19 protein-coding genes are annotated in these 18,558 nt (G+C 59.1%); 12 read left to right on the top strand and 7 right to left on the bottom strand.

Annotation, left to right across the window (positions count from 1 at the left end):
- Genes ACLH1I_RS09410 through ACLH1I_RS09425 form a run of 4 tightly spaced genes read left to right on the top strand, consistent with a single transcriptional unit; the run spans nt 1 to nt 3,406 of the window.
- The gene (locus ACLH1I_RS09410; RefSeq protein ID WP_002890128.1) at nt 1–900 is read left to right on the top strand and encodes a branched-chain amino acid ABC transporter permease; all 900 of its coding nucleotides are present in this window, start codon (nt 1–3) and stop codon (nt 898–900) included.
- A complete protein-coding gene (locus ACLH1I_RS09415; protein WP_002890127.1) occupies nt 900–1,949 on the top strand; it encodes a branched-chain amino acid ABC transporter permease in 1,050 nt (349 codons plus the stop codon). Before ACLH1I_RS09410 ends, ACLH1I_RS09415 begins: the two co-directional genes overlap by 1 nt.
- Nucleotides 1,936–2,718 (top strand): ABC transporter ATP-binding protein, encoded by a 783-nt coding sequence (locus ACLH1I_RS09420; RefSeq protein ID WP_017900983.1) that lies wholly within the window; start codon nt 1,936–1,938, stop codon nt 2,716–2,718. The genes ACLH1I_RS09415 and ACLH1I_RS09420 overlap by 14 nt, the downstream gene beginning before the upstream one ends.
- The gene (locus ACLH1I_RS09425) at nt 2,711–3,406 is read left to right on the top strand and encodes an ABC transporter ATP-binding protein (RefSeq protein WP_004204908.1); all 696 of its coding nucleotides are present in this window, start codon (nt 2,711–2,713) and stop codon (nt 3,404–3,406) included. The genes ACLH1I_RS09420 and ACLH1I_RS09425 overlap by 8 nt, the downstream gene beginning before the upstream one ends.
- A 116-nt stretch (nt 3,407–3,522) precedes the next feature.
- Here the strand turns inward: ACLH1I_RS09425 and ACLH1I_RS09430 are convergent, their stop codons facing one another.
- The gene (locus ACLH1I_RS09430; protein WP_002890108.1) at nt 3,523–3,693 is read right to left on the bottom strand and encodes a hypothetical protein; all 171 of its coding nucleotides are present in this window, start codon (nt 3,691–3,693) and stop codon (nt 3,523–3,525) included.
- Between the two features lie 334 nt (nt 3,694–4,027).
- On the opposite strand from ACLH1I_RS09430, the gene ACLH1I_RS09435 reads away from it, so the two are divergent.
- Genes ACLH1I_RS09435 through ACLH1I_RS09450 form a run of 4 tightly spaced genes read left to right on the top strand, consistent with a single transcriptional unit; the run spans nt 4,028 to nt 7,085 of the window.
- The gene (locus ACLH1I_RS09435; RefSeq protein ID WP_151628461.1) at nt 4,028–4,837 is read left to right on the top strand and encodes an ABC transporter substrate-binding protein; all 810 of its coding nucleotides are present in this window, start codon (nt 4,028–4,030) and stop codon (nt 4,835–4,837) included.
- A gap of 1 nt (nt 4,838) precedes the next feature.
- Entirely contained in the window at nt 4,839–5,657 is an 819-nt protein-coding gene (locus ACLH1I_RS09440; RefSeq protein ID WP_004204909.1) for an amino acid ABC transporter ATP-binding protein, read from the top strand.
- Nucleotides 5,654–6,406 (top strand): amino acid ABC transporter permease, encoded by a 753-nt coding sequence (locus ACLH1I_RS09445; RefSeq protein WP_004204911.1) that lies wholly within the window; start codon nt 5,654–5,656, stop codon nt 6,404–6,406. Before ACLH1I_RS09440 ends, ACLH1I_RS09445 begins: the two co-directional genes overlap by 4 nt.
- Entirely contained in the window at nt 6,396–7,085 is a 690-nt protein-coding gene (locus tag ACLH1I_RS09450; RefSeq protein ID WP_004204913.1) for an amino acid ABC transporter permease, read from the top strand. The genes ACLH1I_RS09445 and ACLH1I_RS09450 overlap by 11 nt, the downstream gene beginning before the upstream one ends.
- A gap of 3 nt (nt 7,086–7,088) precedes the next feature.
- Here ACLH1I_RS09450 and ACLH1I_RS09455 read toward each other — a convergent pair whose 3' ends face one another.
- The 6 genes from ACLH1I_RS09455 to ACLH1I_RS09480 form a co-directional block, all read right to left on the bottom strand.
- Entirely contained in the window at nt 7,089–7,799 is a 711-nt protein-coding gene (locus ACLH1I_RS09455; protein WP_032455613.1) for a fimbria/pilus periplasmic chaperone, read from the bottom strand.
- The gene (ecpD, locus tag ACLH1I_RS09460; RefSeq protein WP_004204915.1) at nt 7,768–9,411 is read right to left on the bottom strand and encodes a fimbrial adhesin EcpD; all 1,644 of its coding nucleotides are present in this window, start codon (nt 9,409–9,411) and stop codon (nt 7,768–7,770) included. Before ecpD ends, ACLH1I_RS09455 begins: the two co-directional genes overlap by 32 nt.
- Entirely contained in the window at nt 9,401–11,926 is a 2,526-nt protein-coding gene (locus tag ACLH1I_RS09465; protein WP_042939289.1) for a fimbrial biogenesis outer membrane usher protein, read from the bottom strand. Before ACLH1I_RS09465 ends, ecpD begins: the two co-directional genes overlap by 11 nt.
- 25 nt (nt 11,927–11,951) lie before the next feature.
- Nucleotides 11,952–12,620 (bottom strand): hypothetical protein, encoded by a 669-nt coding sequence (locus ACLH1I_RS09470; RefSeq protein ID WP_108450660.1) that lies wholly within the window; start codon nt 12,618–12,620, stop codon nt 11,952–11,954.
- Nucleotides 12,621–12,677: 57 nt separating this feature from the next.
- Nucleotides 12,678–13,265 (bottom strand): common pilus major fimbrillin subunit EcpA, encoded by a 588-nt coding sequence (gene ecpA, locus ACLH1I_RS09475; RefSeq protein WP_004204919.1) that lies wholly within the window; start codon nt 13,263–13,265, stop codon nt 12,678–12,680.
- Between the two features lie 73 nt (nt 13,266–13,338).
- Nucleotides 13,339–13,881 carry an ECP biosynthesis operon DNA-binding transcriptional regulator EcpR gene (locus tag ACLH1I_RS09480; RefSeq protein WP_004144585.1) on the bottom strand — a complete coding sequence of 181 codons (543 nt, stop codon included), beginning with the start codon at nt 13,879–13,881 and terminating at the stop codon, nt 13,339–13,341.
- A gap of 838 nt (nt 13,882–14,719) precedes the next feature.
- Between ACLH1I_RS09480 and phnC the strand changes: the two genes are divergently transcribed.
- The 4 genes from phnC (at nt 14,720) to phnE (ACLH1I_RS09500) (ending at nt 18,343) form a co-directional block, all read left to right on the top strand.
- Nucleotides 14,720–15,562 carry a phosphonate ABC transporter ATP-binding protein gene (gene phnC, locus ACLH1I_RS09485; protein ID WP_004204921.1) on the top strand — a complete coding sequence of 281 codons (843 nt, stop codon included), beginning with the start codon at nt 14,720–14,722 and terminating at the stop codon, nt 15,560–15,562.
- A 22-nt stretch (nt 15,563–15,584) separates the two neighbouring features.
- On the top strand, nt 15,585–16,523 hold the full coding sequence (phnD, locus tag ACLH1I_RS09490) for a phosphonate ABC transporter substrate-binding protein (RefSeq protein ID WP_032426081.1): 939 nt from the start codon (nt 15,585–15,587) through the stop codon (nt 16,521–16,523).
- A gap of 66 nt (nt 16,524–16,589) precedes the next feature.
- Nucleotides 16,590–17,462, top strand: a complete 873-nt coding sequence (gene phnE / locus ACLH1I_RS09495; RefSeq protein ID WP_017900974.1) for a phosphonate ABC transporter, permease protein PhnE — start codon at nt 16,590–16,592, stop codon at nt 17,460–17,462.
- Complete coding sequence (phnE, locus tag ACLH1I_RS09500; RefSeq protein ID WP_198079544.1) at nt 17,459–18,343, top strand: phosphonate ABC transporter, permease protein PhnE; 885 nt, start codon at nt 17,459–17,461, stop codon at nt 18,341–18,343. Before phnE (ACLH1I_RS09495) ends, phnE (ACLH1I_RS09500) begins: the two co-directional genes overlap by 4 nt.
- Nucleotides 18,344–18,558 lie beyond the last annotated feature (215 nt).

Below are 18,558 nucleotides of genomic sequence, written 5' to 3' on the forward strand. Positions count from 1 at the left end.
ATGGACGGCGCCATTTTTCTCCAGCAAGTGGTCAATGGAATGAGTCTTGGGGGCATGTACGCCCTGATTGCCATCGGTTATACGATGGTTTATGGCGTGCTGCGGCTGATCAACTTCGCCCATGCGGACGTGATGATGGTCGGCGCGTTTAGTACGCTGTTTTTATTTTCTTCGGTTGGGCTACCCTTCGGGGTAGCCGTTTTCCTGACCCTCGGGCTGTGCGGCCTGTTTGGTATGCTAATTGACCGGGTCGCCTATCGTCCGCTGCGTCAGGCCTCGAAAATCTCCATGCTGATCACCGCCATCGGCGTCAGCTTCTTCCTCGAAAACCTGTTTAACGTGCTGTTCGGCGGCAGCTCGCGCTTCTTCTCCGCCCCGGACTTTTTCAACCAGACCCGGGCCTTTGGCAGCGTCATCATTACCAACGTGGCGTGGATTGTGCCGCTGATCACCGTCCTGCTGCTGCTGGCGATCCTCTGGCTGCTGTACCGCACCCGTTATGGGATGGCGATCCGCGCGGTGGCCTTTGACGTCAACACCGTGCGCCTGATGGGCATTGACGCCAACCGGATCATCTCTCTGGTCTTCGCCCTCGGCAGTAGCCTCGCGGCGCTCGGCGGCGTGTTCTACTCTATCAGCTACCCGACGATCGATCCCCTGATGGGCGTGCTTATCGGCCTGAAGGCCTTTGCCGCCGCCGTGCTGGGCGGGATCGGCAGCGTCACCGGCGCGGTGCTGGGCGGCTTTATCCTCGGTTTTACCGAAGTGGTCGCGGTGGCGATCTTCCCCGAACTGGGCGGCTATAAAGATGCTTTCGCCTTCCTGTTCTTGATTCTGGTCCTCTTGTTCCGCCCGGTCGGCATTATGGGCGACGAACGTCTGGAAAGGAGCCGTTTCTGATGCTCAACGCGACGACGACCGCCGGGGCGCAGCTGCGCAACCTGGCCATTATTGTCATCTGTATCGCGCTGTTGGCCGGAATCAACGTGGTTTTCAATGACTACATTGTTCGCGTCATCAGCACCATTTTTATCTTTATGATCCTCGCGGTCAGCTACAACCTGATCAACGGCGTGACCGGCCAGCTGTCGCTGGAGCCGAACGGCTTCGTGGCGGTGGGCGCCTACGTCACCGCCCTGCTGATCCTCTCCAGCGACAGCAAGGTAGACATGTTTGAAATGGCCGCCCCCAGCCCGTGGATCCTCAGCCTGCACGCGGGTTTCCTCCCCGCCCTGCTGATAAGCGGCCTGTGCGCGGCGGCGCTGGCGGTGTGCCTCGCCGTACCGGTCTTCCGGGTGCGGGGCGACTACCTGGCCATCGTCACCCTCGGCTTCGGGTTTATCATCAAGATCCTCGCCATTAACAACCCGCAAATCACCAACGGCGCCATCGGGCTGAACGATATTCCGCAGCAGCCGCATCTTCTGTTCTGGTGCGGGCTGTTCGCCCTGCTGGCCACCGGCATGATCCTTCAGCTGGTGTGGTCGAAGTATGGTCGGATGATGAAAGCTATTCGCGACGACGAAGATGCGGCGATCGCCATGGGGGTCAACACCTTCCGCATTAAAACCTGCGCCTTCGCCACCAGCGCCTTCTTCGAAGGGATCGGCGGCGGTCTGCTGGCTTCCCTGCTGACCACCATCTCCCCGGGGCTGTTCGACTTTATGCTCACCTTCCAGCTGCTGATTATTATCGTCCTCGGCGGACTCGGCAGCACCACCGGCGCCCTGCTCGGCACCGTGCTGGTGGTCGGCAGCGGCGAGTGGCTGCGCTTTCTCGACCAGCCGCTGCAGTTCTTCGGTCACGATCTCGGCGCCTATCCGGGCCTGAGAATGGTGGTCTTCTCCCTGCTGCTGCTGATTATCATGCTCTTCGCCCGCGAAGGGCTGCTGGGGAAAAAAGAGATTTGGCAGACCGGAAGAAGGAGCGGCGGCTATGGCGGAAAATAAAATCATCCTGCAGGTGCAGGACGTCACCATGCAGTTTGGCGGCCTGCGGGCCATCGACAACGTCAGCTTCCATGTTGACGAGGCGGAGATCTTTGGCCTTATCGGCCCGAACGGCGCGGGTAAGACCACCCTGTTTAACGTCATCACCGCCAACTATAAGCCCACCAGCGGCAGCGTCACCCTCGCGGGCGCCTCGCTGAAGGGGCTGAAGCCCAACCAGGTGGTGAACGCCGGGATCGCTCGCACCTTCCAGAATATCCGGCTGTTTAACTCTATGACGGTGCTGGAGAATGTGATGGTCGGGCTCGACCGGGCCAGCCGCTATTCGTTGCTGGAGGCGGCCCTGCACATTGGCCGCTACTTTCCGGCCGAGCGGGCGGCGAAGGCCAAAGCGATGGCCATTCTGGAGGATATCGGCATCGCCCACTTCGCCCATATGCAGGCCACGAACCTGAGCTATGGCAACCAGCGCAAAGTGGAGATCGCCCGCGCGCTGGCCACCGCGCCGAAGCTGCTGCTGCTCGATGAGCCGGCTGCCGGGATGAACCCAAAGGAGACCGAGGATCTGGCGGAGCTGATCTTCCGCATGCGCCATGACTATCAGCTCAGCGTCCTGTTAATCGAGCACGATATGCCCTTCGTCAACCGCCTGTGCGAACGGGTGATGGTCCTGGAGTATGGTAAGCCATTGTTCAGCGGCCTGATGGCCGAGGCGATCCAGCATCCGGACGTCATTTCCGCTTATCTGGGAGAAGCCAATTATGCTTAACGCCCGGGAACTTAAGGTTTTTTACGGCGTGATCCAGGGGCTGAAGGGCGTCGATATCGACGTCTATGACCGGGAGATCGTCACCCTGATCGGTAGCAATGGCGCCGGTAAAACCTCCACCCTCAATGGGATCGTCAACCTGGTGCGCTCCAGCGGGCGCGTCAGCTTCCTTAACGACGATATCTCGCGCAGCCAGACCCACCAGATCGTGCGCCGCGGGCTTGCGCTGGTGCCGGAGGGACGCCGGGTCTTTACCAACCTGACCATCGAAGAGAACCTGCGCATGGGCGCTTACAATAATCTCGCCGGCTACACCCGCCTGCGCGATCGCATGTACGCCCTCTTTCCACGGCTCAAGGAGCGGCGCCATCAGATGGCTGGCACCATGAGCGGCGGCGAGCAGCAGATGCTGGCCATCGCCCGGGCGCTGATGAGCGAGCCGGTGTTATTGATGCTGGATGAACCGAGCCTCGGACTGGCGCCGAAAATTGTCGGCGAGCTGTTCGGCATCATTAAGCAACTGCGCGAAGAGAATATGACGGTGCTGCTGGTGGAGCAGAATGCGACGGCCGCGCTGGCGATCGCCGATCGAGCGTATGTCCTGGAGAATGGCCGGATCACCTTGTCAGGCGCGGCGCGGGAGATGCTGACTAATCCGGAAATTAAGCGGATGTATCTGGGGGGATAGGCATGGTCAAAACTGCCTGGGCTGCGGCGGCGCCTCCTGCGAGGCCGCAACCTCAGGCAGTCTCTTGCTACACAAAGCACACCTCGTTCCAGTAGGCTTCTCGCGTCCTGCGGCGCTCAGTATGTCTTATCATGACGGAACCACCGGGTTTCCACGTTGCCAATGTCCACGCCGTAAAGGCTGGCCACCGGCAGGATCGCCTCCATGACGCGTTGGGTATCTTGCTGTCCGGCTTCACCGTTGGACAAAAAAGCCAGCCAGCCCGTTAACCGTTGCCACAATGCCACTTTCGTTTTCTCCTCTGTCGGGAAGCGTATCGCCTGGGTCTATTTCAACCACAGTTGGCCGGGCGCGGGAAATATTAATTCCGAATTTGCAATCCTGGCTGGCGCATATTACCCCCGGTCCTTTTCCCCTCACCCTAACCCTCTCCCTGAGGGAGAGGGAACCGTTCGGCGGTCGTTGTCGCACCGGGAAAACGCCAGCGGCGCATAAAGAATACCCACAGGTTTGTTAAGTTCTTTTTGGTTATAGATAAGAATTTTTTCTTCTTTGCCGCCGATGGGCAATTTATGGGAGCGTGATGTCCACAAAACAAAACAGGGATTCAGGGGAAAAACTATGCGCAACAAAACCACAAAAATCGCACTGGCGCTGGGTATGCTGCTGCTCGCCTCGCAGGCGCAGGCCGACCAGCTGGCTGACATCAAAGCCGCTGGCGTCGTGAAAGTCGCCACCTTTGACGCCAACCCGCCGTTCGGCTCCGTAGACGCCAAAACCCACCATATCGTCGGCTACGACGTCGACTTTGCCCAGGCGCTGGCGAAAGCGCTCGGCGTCAAACTCGAGCTGGTGGCCACTAACCCGGCCAACCGTATTCCGCTGCTGCAGACCGGCAAAGCCGACCTGATCGTCGCCGACATTACCATCACCCCGGAGCGGGCCCAGGTTATTGATTTCTCAACGCCGTATTTCGTCACCGGCCAGCAGTTCCTCGTGCCGGCCGGTTCTCCGGATAAGCTTGATGAGTACAGCAAAGCGCGCATCGGCGCGGTGAAAGGCACCACCGGCGAACAGGCCCTGCACCAGCGTTTCCCGCAGGCTCGCGTCCTCTCCTATGACGATATTCCGCTGGCCCTGACCGCCCTGCGCAACGGCAACGTCCAGGCCATCACCCAGGACAGCACTATCCTTGCCGGTCTGTTGGCGGAAGCGCCGGATAAAGCCAAGTTTAAAATTCTGCCCGACCTGCTCAGCAAAGAAGAGATTGGCGTGGGCGTGAAGAAAGGCGAACCGGCCCTGCTGAAGGCCGTCAACGATGAGCTAGTGAAGCTGGAGAAAACCGGCGAAGCCGCGAAAATTTACGATGTCTGGTTTGGCCCTGCCACTAAAACGCCGCAGCCGCGCGCCTTTACCATAGAAGCGAAATAATATGTTCTCGGGTTTATTCTCCCACTCCGCGGCCCCGGCCGCGGATTTTTCACGTCTGCAGCGCGCCAGCATAACGTTTCGTGAGGTGGCCAAGCGCTACGGCGATCATCAGGTGCTTAACGCCATCAACCTGCAGGTCGAGCCCGGCGAAGTGGTGGCGATCCTCGGTCCTTCCGGATCGGGAAAATCGACGCTGATCCGCTTGATCAACCAGCTCGAATCCTTAAGCGGCGGCGAGATCCTGATCGACGGTAAACCCACCAGCCGGCTGAGCGGCAGCGCCTTGCGCCAGCTGCGTAGCCGCGTCGGCTTTGTCTTCCAGCAGTTCAACCTTTACGCCCACCTGACGGCGCAGGAGAACATCACGCTGGCGCTGGAGCGCGTCCACGGCTGGGGAAAAAGCGCGGCTCAGGAGCGGGCGCTTGCGCTGCTGCGCCAGGTCGGGCTGGAGGAGAAAGCGCAGCAGATGCCGGCGCAGCTCTCCGGCGGCCAGCAGCAGCGGGTGGCCATCGCCCGCGCTCTGGCCTCCTCGCCGCAGATTATCCTGTTCGACGAGCCCACCTCGGCCCTCGACCCGGAGATGATCGGCGAAGTGCTGCAGGTGATGAAAAACCTCGCCCACAGTGGGATCACCATGCTGGTGGTGACCCACGAGATGCAGTTTGCCCGCGAAATTGCCGACCGGGTGGTGTTTATCGACGGCGGCGACATTCTCGAGGTCGCCCCGCCGGCTGAGTTTTTCGCCCATCCGCAGCATGCCCGCGCGCGGCGTTTTCTGCAGAAGGTGCTGGATCCGCTGCACCAGGAGAGCCTCGAGTGACGCCGATGCTTGACTGGCACGGCGTCCTGAGCGGACAGCCGTTGCAATGGATTATCTCTGGTTTTCTCACCACCGTCTGGGTCAGCGTCGCCGGGATCCTGCTCGCCACTGCGCTGGCGGTCCTGCTGCTGGCCCTGCGTCTCGGCGGCGGCCGCGTGGGGCGCGGGCTGGTGGCCGCGTGGGTCTCGCTGTTTCGCAATACTCCGCTGCTGGTCCAGCTGCTGTTCTGGTACTTTGCCGCCTGGAACCTGCTGCCGCTGGCGGTGAAGGACGTGGTAAACGACGAGCACGCCTGGTCCATTCTGCCGGGCAACGTCTGGTGGCTGACGCCGGAGTTCCTCTGCTCGATGTGGGGGCTGGGGGTCTTTACCTCTGCCTTTCTGGTGGAAGAGATCGTCTCCGGACTGCGCGCCGTCAGCCACGGGCAGCGGGAAGCCGCGCTGTCGCAGGGCTTTACCCCATGGCAGGAGCTGCGCTTTATCCTCCTGCCGCAGGGACTGGCCAACGCCTGGCAGCCGATTGTCGGCCAGTATCTCAACCTGATGAAACTCTCATCGCTGGCCAGCGGCATCGGCTTTGCGGAACTGACTTATCAGGTGCGGCAGATTGAGAGCTATAACGCGCACGCCCTGGAGGCGTTTGCCGTCGGCACCGCGCTGTATCTGGCGCTGGGGGTGGCGATGGGCGTGGCGCTAACGCGTCTCGGCCCGGGAAGAAAACTGCAACGGAGCGCCCAACATGAACGCTAATCTGGCGGTGATCGCCGATAATCTTGATTACCTGCTGTGGGGCCGGCTGGCGGAGGGCCAGCCCGGCGGCGTGGCCCTGACCCTGCTGATGGCCATCGGCGCCACCCTGCTGGCGCTGCCGGGAGGCATTGCGCTGGCGGGGCTGGCCTGGCGCTACGGCGGGCTGACGCGACGTCTGCTGTTCCTGTGGGCGGAAATTATCCGCGGCATCCCGCTGATATTTGTCATCTTCTGGCTGTGGTATCTGCTGCCGATGCTGACCGGCGGCGATCTGCCCGGCGCGGTGACCGTGACCCTGGCGCTGGCGTGGTTTACCGCCGCCTCGGTGATGCATTCGGTGCTGGCCGGGCTGCAGTCGCTGCCGAAAGGACAGTATGAGGCGGCGCTGACCCAGGGGTTCGCCCCCTGGCAAACGCTGCGCCTGGTGCTGCTCCCGCAGGCGCTGCGCAACGTTCAGCCGTCGCTGGTGGGGATCTTTATCGGCCTGCTGAAGGACACTTCGCTGGCATTTATCGTCAACGTCCCGGAGCTGACCACCGTGGCCGGCCAGGTCAACAACCGGGTGCAAATCTATCCCCTGGCGATCTTCGTCTTCACCGGCGCGGTGTACTACCTGCTGTGCTGCGGTCTGAGCCTGCTGGCCAGCCGGCGCTTTACCCGCCGCGCGACCGCCGGATAAGGCTCACTCCGCGGGGCGGGGCTTCAGCGGACAGGTATCGCTGATCTTAATAAATTTGTCGTTATAGACCAGATAGTGGTTCCCCGGCTGGCGCAATGCCGGCTGGCGAACCACGTCCCCGGGACGCAGATACCACGCGTCGCCCTCCTCTTCGGTCGAATCGCACCCGGGTTTAATCAGCAGCTTAAACCAGGTATTGCCGGTGTTGCTCACCGTCCCGGCCGCCTTATCGAAAGACCATTTAAACTGCACCTCGCGCGGGCGCACCACCAGAATGGTATCCATCACCACCACCGGCTCCATGCTGACTTCGCCGCCGGTCGGGCTGCGCCTCGTCAGGTTACGGGTGGGAATTTCACGAAACGAGACCCGATAGTAGCGCTCGCGGTTATCCCGCGGCCCATGATAATAAAATTTGAAATATTCGCTCTCCCCGGCCTGCAGCGCCAGCTGGCGGGGGGCGAACAGCAGTTCGCCATCCACCGGCCGGGAGCGCACTTCGCTGCCGCCAGGGCGGTCGATGGCGCTGACGGTGATGCGGTACAGCCGCGCGCTTTTATTGTTATTGACCACCCGTTTGCTGGCGAAATCCGCTTCAGCCGGCAGGGAAAAGGTCAGATTGCCGACCGAGATCGCCTGCGCCAGCGGCGCCGCCAGCAGGCAGCCCAGCGTCAGCAGGGCCTTAGTTAATGTTGCGCCACGTCGCCTGGACATGAATCTCTCCTGAAGCGCTGACTTCGCCAAACCAGCCGTTATCGTCTACCGTCCGCAGCGAAATGGCGTTATCCATCGGAATCGAAAATTTCACCGTGGTCTTATCCATCTGCCCCACTTCGCCGGAGATATCGGTCCACGGCGTGGTCAGCCACAGCGCATCGGTCATATCCCGCCAGCTGTCATCGCACCCGGCGTCGTAGGTCTGCGTCGCGCCGCTGCGGGTGATAAAAGAGAGCGTCGCCGGGAACGGCACTTTCGCCGTACCGTCATCGGAGCTGAAGAGACAGTAGGAGCGCCCACCAATCACCTGTGCCGGTCCGGTCACTTTGATCAGCACTTCGTCGGCGGCCGTTTTACCGCTGGTGGTGACGATGTAGCCGAAATCGAGCGCCGGTTCACCACTGCCGACATACCCCTCCCGCGACGGCGCCGAGGTATATTCGTCAGAGATAATGCTGATGCTGAAATCACGGGGCTTGATAATCAGCGTATTGGAGGTGGAAAACTCATACCAGCCTGACTCCGGCGAGGTGGTGTTCTGGAAGCGAAAGTTGAACAGATCCTTGGTATTGATATCGCTGATCCCGAGATTCACCATCTGCTTAAAGAAGTTGCTGGAGAAGAACACATAGATCGCATCTGAGCTCTTCATCTCGTTGAAGGTGTAGTAATAGGCGGTATTGCTCACCGGCTTCCATGAGCTGCCGTTGAGGCTGAACTGCATATCATACGCCCCGACGGCCGAGGCCAGCGACGAGTTGGCGATCGCCGGGAAAATATGGATCGACGTATTGCTTAACCCATTGGTCTGCAAGGTATAATTGACCATCTTACAGCTTAATCCTGAACGGCTGCCGATGGTCTGCGTCCGGCAGTCGGCGTTCCCTTCCCCAAGGGTTGGCACGCCATCGCTGTTGATAAACACCTCCGCCAGCGAGTGGGTGTTAATCAACCGCAGGTTCGCGGCTTTGGTGTGGGTGACGTTGCGCACATACCAGTTGCCGGAAGCCTGATCCTTACAGCGCGCGCCGCTGCTGGCGTCGTAGTTCACCGAGGTCTGACAGGCATTGATGGTCATCGTGAAGCTGCCGCCGACCGGCATCTGTTGCAGATACTGATAAAACGCGTCCGACATCATACCGTGCATCCACTTCGCGCCGCCGCTGGTCACCGTCGCGCCATAGAACCCGCTGGCGTCAGTGGTCTGCGGCAGGATCAGGCTGGTGGCCATATCGCACCCGGCGTACCAGTTGATGCAGCGCAGGCCGGTTAAGGGGTGCGAAACCGGCGAGTTTTCCAGCCACATATCAAACTTCCAGTTGGCATTGAGCCCGGTGTTGTAGCCGTTATCGATATAGCCGAGACTCTGCTGATAGATGGTCCCGGAGCCGGTGTATTTTAAGCCGGTCCAGCGGTTGGCGCCGGTCATGCGCGGATCCAGCGCCCCGCCGGGAGTGACGAAAAAGTTGTCGTCGGAGTTGTTTTCCACAAACACAAACTCGCGCGCCGGCGCATCCGACCAGGTGGTCTTGGTCACCGCCGCCCTGAGCGCAGCCGCCGGCCAGAGCAGCGCGAGGATCGCCAGGGCGATTAATGGGTTAACTTTCATTCTCTTCTCCTGTCTGCTGCACCGCCGCCCACGACGAGAGGCCGCTGCAAACCACATCCCCCACCCACACGGCGCCGCGCGCCTGGCTGAGCTCCAGCGCCACTTCGCAGGTTTTATTGCCGCCGTAGCTGAAATCGATCGTGGGGTATTTCTTATCCACATCCATAACAAACTCGCCGTTTTCATCGGTGCGGGTACGGCCGATATGGTTGTTAATCCGCGCATTCGCCAGCAGCGTGCCGTCTTCCGCCCGAATACGACCGGAGACGGTGACCATCTGCTTCACCTCTGGCTCAATCACCGCCACGTTGCCGGGATAGAGAGTCAGATGACTCTTGCGCCCGCTGACGATGTCGTAACTGTCGAGCGAGTTTTTGCTGTTCTGCAGCTCCACCTCATAGCGGCCATAAGGCGAGAGCGGCAGATAGTTACGCTTACCGCTGAGCGGGAAGATCCGCCCGTTGACCCTGGCGCTGATTTGACCATCGTCCTCCAGCCCGGTGTTGAAGATCACCCCGGCGTTGCCGTCGGTTCGTCCGCTGGCGGCGATATTTTTGCCCTGCCAGCCGACGCTGCCGCTGGCGGTGAGGTTGGTGTTGACGTAGCCGTCCGCTGCGCTGTTGACGTTCAGCGTGCCGCTGGCGTAGCGGGCGTCGAACTGGGCATACGCCCCGCCGCTGAGGGTTTTGTCATCCCCGGTATCGCCGGAGATGGCCCGCGACAGATTGGCGCCGATGGTGCGAATGGTGCCTTCATCAAACTGTTTACGCGCTGAGAGGTTAGCCATGGTGTAGCCGTTCTGATGGGTCATCCCGGCGCTGAACCAGTTGCCCAGCGGCAGCGACAGATCGAGGGCGATATATTTCCCGGTGTTGGCGCTGCTGTCGCCATTGTTATAGCGCTGGATCCCCGCCCGCAGGCCAAGCGAGCCAAAGGCGCCGCTGTAGACCGTCTGATAGTAATCCGCGGTGTAGTAATGGCTGTTGTAGCGGCGATCATCGTTGTAGCTCACGCTGAACGTTCCCAGCTTCGACCACAGCGCGTTCAGGTTGAGGGTGCCGCCGATCGCCCGGTTATCGGCATCGCTGCGCCGCAATTGATCGCCAATGTGGGTTCTCTCCTGGTTGACCCACACTGAACTAAAGCCCCCCGGCAACGTGGCGCTGATGCTGCCGACGCTGCTCCACGAGCTGTCGCTGGCCAGCATGTTTTGCAGGTTAACGTTGATCGCCTCGCCCAGCGGCAGCGTCAGGCGAGTTTCTCCCACCGCCTGGTTGTCGTAGCCATAGCCCGTTGCCGCCCAGCTCAGGGTGCTGAGCGACCCGGAGGCCGAGAGGCCCGCCAGCCAGCTCTCTTTCGCCGGTCGGGTCTTTTTTCCGCTCTCCGACCAGCGATCCATATGAAAACTGCCGCCCCATACCTGCCACGCCAGCGGCGCGCCGGCGCCGCGTCCCCGGCTGAACAGCTTATTGACCCGCTGGGTGCGTTTGCTGACCACCCGCCCGTTGACGATCACCTCCACTTCCACGTCGTAAATACCGTACGGCAGGCCGCGGGTATCCACTTCATGGTTGCCCATGGCGAAGTTCTGGACGCTCAGCAACCGGCCGTCGCGGGTGAGATGCACCTCGCCCGCCGCCGGTAAAAAGGCAATCACCGGCGTGGCGGACTGGCTGTTGTCGAAGACGGTGGAGCTGGCCTGGTTCCCCCAGGAAAGGCCGTAAATCTTGCCCGCCGAAATAGCGGTCATCGGTCCCAGAGACTGCAGGTTCCAGGTGTCAAGCATCCCGCCGGCAAAGCGGTGGCCGGCGAAATCGCGTTCATACATGGCTTTATATAATTCACTGTCCTGCTGACCACTGCCGATGCCGTACAGCGAGCCGTCGAGCACCACGTGATGCTCACGCAGCGCCGTGACGTTGTTCAGCGACAGGTAGCTGGAGGTGTTGCTTCCCCCGTTGCGCATCTGGTTGTTATAGACGCCGAGGTTATAGCTCAGGTTACTGCTCAGGGCGTTGACGCTCGACTGGCCGATGTCTTCGCTGCGCGAGCGCAGCACAGTGCCCAGCGCCTCGCGCTTGACCACCAGCTGCAGCAGCAGCTGGCGCAGGCTGAGATCCAGCTGCGCGCTCTCGGTCAGAGTAATGGTGAGCGCCTCGCTGAACGGGGCGTTGGCGAGGCCGATCAGCTGCTGTCGGGTCTGTTCGCTGACGCTGGCGTTACCCTCATTGTCCTCCAGCCGGATCTGCCGAACGCGCAGCTGGCCGCCATCCAGCCAGATAAAGGCGCTGCCGATCCGCTGATCGTCCCGGGTGTCCTGGCTGCCGGCAAGATGAATATAAAGAGGAACGCTCATGCCGTCCTGCAGCGCCTGGCTGAAGGCCTGCGGAATAATCACCCCGCCAATCTGCTGCGCGCCTGGGGCCGCCGCACTGGCGTCGGGCTGAACGAACAAAAAAAACATGCCGAAGGCAAGCCGCGTTTTCAGTCCTGGGGAAATCCGTTGTAGAGGCATCGTCGTTATCCATCTGCACAGCTGTCTATTTCACGGGAACAAACTGCTCACCCTGCCAAAGCGCAACCCGTCCTTTTTTATCCGCCGTGTCCACGCGCGTAAAACGGCGCGATTTACCCGGCATCAGGTAGTAGTTCTCTTTGCACTCCTTACCGTCGGCGGCCTTCAGGCAGGGGCCGTAGGCGAGGATCCGCAGCGTCGCATTCCCGGTGTTGGTCAGGGAGCCGTTGGCATACTGAAAGCGGTAGTTCACCTGCCGGGGCGCCACCACCAGGATGGTGCCGATGCGAGCGGAAGCGGTGGCCACCGCGCTGCGGGTGGCGTTATCGCGCTGGGCATCGCTGAGCGCCTGGTCGAACCAGACAATGCGGTAGTAGCGCTCTTTGTTATCCGACGGGCCTTTGTAGAAGAAGCGGATCACATCGCTGGCCTGGGCGGGTAGCAGCAGGCTGGCGGGAGTGAGCAGCACCTCATCCGGTTTATCCATCGGGATAACCTGTCCGTCGTCCAGCGGGGAAGAGAGCCTTTCGAGATGGATATTGATCAGGCGGCCACTGTCGGTGCTGTTCTTGATCGTTTTGCTCAGTGTGCTGCTGCCGCTGTTCATAAACGATGAGATATCGCCGACATCCAGCGCCTGCGCCGGCGATACTCCGGCAAGCAGCAGCCCGAGGGCCAGAAGGTGCTTTTTCATAACAATTCCGTCCGTGAAAAAAGCAGGGGGAGCCCCCCTGCTGGCGCATCACAAGGATCAGCTGGTCCAGGTGGCGTCGAACTGTACGCTGACGTCGCCGCTCCAGATCCCTTCCGGCAGGGTGCTGTAATCGGTCACGGCGGTGGTGCCGTCGGTGGTGCCGCTGATGATCGAGAAGGTGAAACCATCCTGCGCGGTGGTACGGCCGCTGGCGTTGTAGCCGTTAGCCAGCGCGCTGAGGTTGCCGCCCAGAACGTTGTTGGCGGTATCGATCATCACGGTATCACCGGTTTTTTCCACCGCTGCGCCGTTATAATCCACGCCCACGCTCAGCGTGGAGCCGGAGGTATCCAGCTGGGTTAAGGTGTTGGTGATAAGACGCGAGGTCAGCTTAAAGGCGGTCGCCGTTGCGTCACCCTCAATCGCCACGTCAAACAGACCTTTCTGTGAGTTAAAACCTTTCACGCCTTCGGCATACTGGAACGCCAGGCTGCCGAGCGGGGTGACCACCAGCTTGCTGGTGGTGTCTTTTTTGGCGGTCGCAGACCAGGTCGCTACAGCCTGAGCCGTTACGTCAGCAGCCTGCGCCACGCCCATACCGGTAAACGCCGTTACCAGAGCTATTGCCAGAACCTTTTTTTTCATCGCTTTTTCTTCCTGAGTTGAATTAAGGACATGATGTCCCGGTGAACCATTCAAAAATTAACTTACCTGGGTGTTACTGAACTAATTTGTATATTTTGGAATACAGCTTGGCCTCGGCATTGCGCCGATGGGTATATACTGTCTTCACGCTACAATTTTCAATTCTGGCGATCGATTTCGGCTGCATGCCCTGGGCGGTCATGCGGATAATTTTCATTTCCCGGTCTGTAATTTTATCTTTCTTAATATCTTTACGGAGAAACCTGCCATTAATCACATAGGCCAGCTCTTTTCGAATATCGCGACTCAGGCCAACATATACCACGCCGCGAATATCGCTATTGTAATACCAGTAATTCGCTAAGGCTTCTGACTTCCTGGCCGCAATTAATACGACCTGTTTCCCCTTTACCGCGGATAGCCATTCGCTGTCGCGCCTGATAAACTCGTTTAACGAAGCCGTATTGAGATTGATAAACACGAAATCTTTTCTGATTTTCTCTAGCGACAGATAAATTAACTCGTCGATATCTACAATCAGTTCAGACAATCCTTTATAGAAGTAGGAGTCATCGGCAGACCAAATATACTTATCGGAACAGCTTTTATATTCCATATAGTTTTTAACCTCATAGTCCTTGAAGTAATCATTTTTAAAACGTCACTGCTTGCCAGGCCTATAAAGTTTACTGGCGTATTCGATTCCTTTAGTAAATCGCCATTAAATAAGACACGCATTACTTATCAATATTGAATAAGCGGGGTTAAACTATAATTATTTTCTGCTTGGCGTTGAATTTAAGTTTTTTCCTATGGAGTGTCAACATGCGGGAAGGCAATGAATTTCGCGCCCAGGTCAATATTTACAAAAACTGAAAATATCTCATTTTTGAGCGCAAGAAAAAGGTATTTATTTTCATAAGGTTATTAGCAATATAACCCTCAATTCTTAGCTGAATTTTATATTACCCAGGATCTTCACCCTATTATGTTAGGAATATTCTTAATGAAGGGCAGAATGCAGTTGTCAAATAAACCAAATTTATTCAAAAATAAAGAATATAAGTCTAAAAATCAGCAATAACCAGGATGATTCACCAATACATAAGACTCATAAATAGATTAACCTGCCGCACAAAATAGTTATATATATGTTAATTTTGCGGAATGATGAATGCTAAACAAAGGCAGAAGCATTATCTATTCGATTAAACAGACCTCATTAGCAAGATAAAACGAGTTTTGCCGATGGGTTCCTGCCGTCACGGGGACGCCAGTCTCCGCGTTCCCGAAAGCATAGCCGCTTTTCGGCGCTTCGCCAGCGTACCACGCACGGTGAACCGCTCACCGCCGCCCTTTCCCGCCTGTTCACGGTTTGTTCGCAATACCGTCATCGAAATTTCACATAAAGACCTATTAATAGTGGCCAGTTAATGACGAACCTGGACACTCTTATGAACAGCTCTCTTGCCGCGGTGGCCGAAACTGATTTCCAGCCGTTCACCGAACTCAATGCCGGCCGGCAGCGGAAGGTCTTAAGCGTGCGTAATCTGAGTAAAGCTTATCAAGCCCAGCACAAGGTGCTGGACGGCATCAGCTTTGATCTGCACGCTGGCGAAATGGTTGGCATCATAGGCCGCTCCGGCGCCGGTAAATCGACGCTCCTGCATGTCCTCAACGGCACCCACAGCGCCAGCGGCGGCGAAATTCTTAGCTACCCGGAAGTCGGTACCCCGCACGATGTCTCCCGGCTGAAAGGCCGCGCGCTCAATGCCTGGCGCAGCCACTGCGGAATGATTTTTCAGGACTTCTGCCTGGTGCCCCGTCTCGATGTGCTCACCAACGTCCTGCTGGGCCGCCTCAGCCAGACTTCAACCCTGAAATCGCTGTTTAAAATCTTTCCTGAAGCCGACCGGGCGCGCGCCATTGCGCTGCTTGAGTGGATGAACATGCTGCCGCACGCGCTGCAGCGGGCGGAGAACCTCTCCGGCGGGCAGATGCAGCGGGTGGCGATCTGCCGGGCGCTGATGCAAAACCCCGGCATCCTGCTGGCCGACGAGCCTGTCGCCTCGCTGGATCCGAAAAACACCCAGCGCATCATGGATGTGTTGCGCGAAATTAGCGAGCAGGGCATCAGCGTAATGGTAAACCTGCATTCGGTAGAGCTGGTGAAGACCTACTGCACCCGGGTTATCGGCGTCGCCAGCGGCCAGCTTATTTTTGACGATCACCCCTCCCGGCTGACGCAGGATGTGCTGCAGCGGCTGTACGGCGATGAAGTTAGCCAATTGCATTAATTTCACTCACACGGGCAACATAATGAAAAAATCTATGACTGGCGCAGTTCGTTTATCCGCAATGGTCGCGGGCATGATGATGGCATGGCAGGCAGCGGCGGCGCAGCCGAAAGAGCTGAATCTGGGCATTCTCGGCGGACAGAACGCCACCCAGCAAATCGGCGATAACCAGTGCGTGAAGGCCTTCCTCGATAAAGAGCTGAACGTGGACACCAAACTGCGCAACTCTTCCGACTATTCCGGGGTGATCCAGGGTCTGCTGGGAGGGAAAGTCGACGTGGTGCTGAGCATGTCTCCCTCCTCTTACGCCTCGGTTTATCTTAATAACCCCAAAGCGGTGGATATCGTCGGTATCGCCGTGGACGACAAAGATCAGTCTCGCGGCTACCACTCGGTGGTGATTGTCAAAGCTGACTCCCCGTATAAAACGCTGGACGATTTAAAAGGCAAAGCCTTCGGCTTCGCCGACCCGGACTCCACTTCCGGGTATCTGATCCCTAACCATGCGTTTAAAGAAAAATTTGGCGGTAACGCCGACAACAAATACAACAACACCTTCTCCAGCGTCACCTTCTCCGGTGGCCACGAGCAGGACATCCTCGGCGTGCTGAATGGCCAGTTCGCGGGCGCGGTCACCTGGGCCTCGATGGTGGGCGATTACAACACCGGCTACACCACCGGCGCGTTCAACCGCCTGATTCGCATGGATCATCCGGATCTGATGAAGCAGATCCGCATTATCTGGCAATCGCCGCTGATCCCGAACGGCCCGATCCTGGTGAGCAATGCGCTGCCAGCGGACTTTAAAGCGAAGGTCGTGGCGGCGGTGAAAAAACTGGATACTGAGGATCACGCCTGCTTTATCAAAGCGATGGGCGGTACTCAGCACATCGGCCCGGGCAGCGTGGCTGACTTCCAGCAGATTATTGATATGAAACGCGAGCTGGTGAGCGCGCGTTAATCCTGCCTCAACGCCGCCTGCTTGCCCCAGGGTAAGCGGCGGCGCTACGTTGAAGATCCCCGACGCATGAAGACGACCCACACCGAATTTGAACACTATTACCAGCAGGTACGCTCGCGGCAAAAGCGCGATGCCGTCTGCTGGTCGCTGCTGCTGCTGGCGCTCTATTTTGCCGCCGGCAGCGCCGCGGAATTTAATCTGCTGACTATCTGGCACTCGCTGCCCCATTTCTTTGACTATATGGCAGAGACCATTCCGCCCCTGAGCGCCGGCAACCTGTTCGCCGACGTGCAGACCAAAGGCTCGCTGGCCTGGTGGGGCTATCGCCTGCCGATCCAGCTGCCGCTGATCTGGGAAACTCTGCAGCTGGCGCTGGCCTCAACCCTGGTGGCCGTCGCCATTGCCACGGTTTTCGCGTTTCTTGCCGCCAATAACGCCTGGTCCCCGGCGCCGGTGCGCTTTGCCATTCGCGTGCTGGTGGCGTTTTTGCGCACCATGCCCGAGCTGGCGTGGGCGGTGATCTTTGTGATGGCGTTCGGCATCGGCGCGATTCCGGGCTTTCTGGCGCTCATGCTGCATACCGTCGGCAGCCTGACCAAACTGTTCTACGAGGCGGTGGAAAGCGCGCAAAACAAACCGGTACGCGGCCTGGCGGCCTGCGGCGCATCCCCGCTGCAGAAAATTCGCTTCGCCCTGTGGCCTCAGGTGAAACCTCTGTTTCTCTCCTATGGCTTTATGCGGCTTGAAATCAACTTCCGCTCGTCGACCATTCTCGGGCTGGTGGGCGCGGGCGGCATCGGCCAGGAGCTGATGACCAACATCAAGCTCGACCGCTACGATCAGGTGAGCATCACCCTGCTGCTGATCATTCTGGTGGTGTCGGCGCTGGACATGCTGTCCGGTCGTCTGCGCCTGTGGGTACTGGAGGGTAAGAAATGAGCGTCTGGCACATGCAACCGGATCTCGCCGCCAGCCGGCGGCAGCATAAGCAGCTCTATCAGGTCCAGGGGCGCTACCTGCGCTACGTCGGACTGGTGGCGCTGGCCTGCCTGCTCTATTACGTCTGGTTTTTTCTGCAGTTCGGCATCAGCGGCGAACAGCTGACCACCGGCCTACAGCAGATTGGCCGCTATCTGGCGCGGATGTTCGTCTGGCACGACTTCTGGAACTGGCCGTTCGGCTATTACTTCACGCAAATCGGCATCACTCTGGCTATCGTCTTCGCCGGGACGCTCACCGCCACGGTGCTGGCGCTGCTGCTCTCCTTCTTCGCCGCCCGCAACATCATGCGCGGCGTGGTGCTGGGGACCCTCGCCCTGCTGATGCGCCGCCTGTTTGATGTGCTGCGCGGGATCGACATGGCTATCTGGGGGCTGATATTCGTGCGCGCGGTAGGCCTCGGGCCGCTGGCCGGGGTGCTGGCGATCATCATGCAGGACACCGGCCTGCTGGGACGGCTGTACGCGGAAGGCCACGAAGCGGTGGACCGCTCCCCCGGGCGCGGACTGACCGCCGTGGGCGCGAACGGCCTGCAAAAGCATCGCTTTGGCATTTTTATCCAGTCGTTCCCGACCTTCCTCGCGTTGAGCCTGTATCAGATTGAATCCAACACCCGCTCCGCGGCGGTGCTGGGCTTCGTCGGCGCCGGGGGTATTGGGCTTATCTATGCCGAGAATATGCGCCTGTGGAACTGGGATGTGGTGATGTTTATCACCCTGCTGCTGGTGGCGGTGGTGATGATCATGGATACCCTCTCCGCCTGGCTGCGCCGTCGCTATATCGGCGGCGCCGTGGTGCCGCTGTATCAAGACGAACGCTAGCGCACCTTTGTGCCGGATGGCGGCTCACGCCTTACCCGGCCTACGGGGTCCTCTCACTGGCTGACACATCGTACGCCCGGCAAGCGCAGCGCCACCGGGCGATGACAGCGGGTACGGAGCCGCTTTATGCCGGGTGGCGGCTGCGCCTTACCCGGCCTACGGCCCGAGCAACCAGTCATTAATTTACCCACTTGCGCAACTGAAACTGCCGGTGC

Source organism: Klebsiella sp. 1SOBk10mer (assembly GCF_046602535.1).
GTDB lineage: Bacteria > Pseudomonadota > Gammaproteobacteria > Enterobacterales > Enterobacteriaceae > Klebsiella > Klebsiella quasipneumoniae.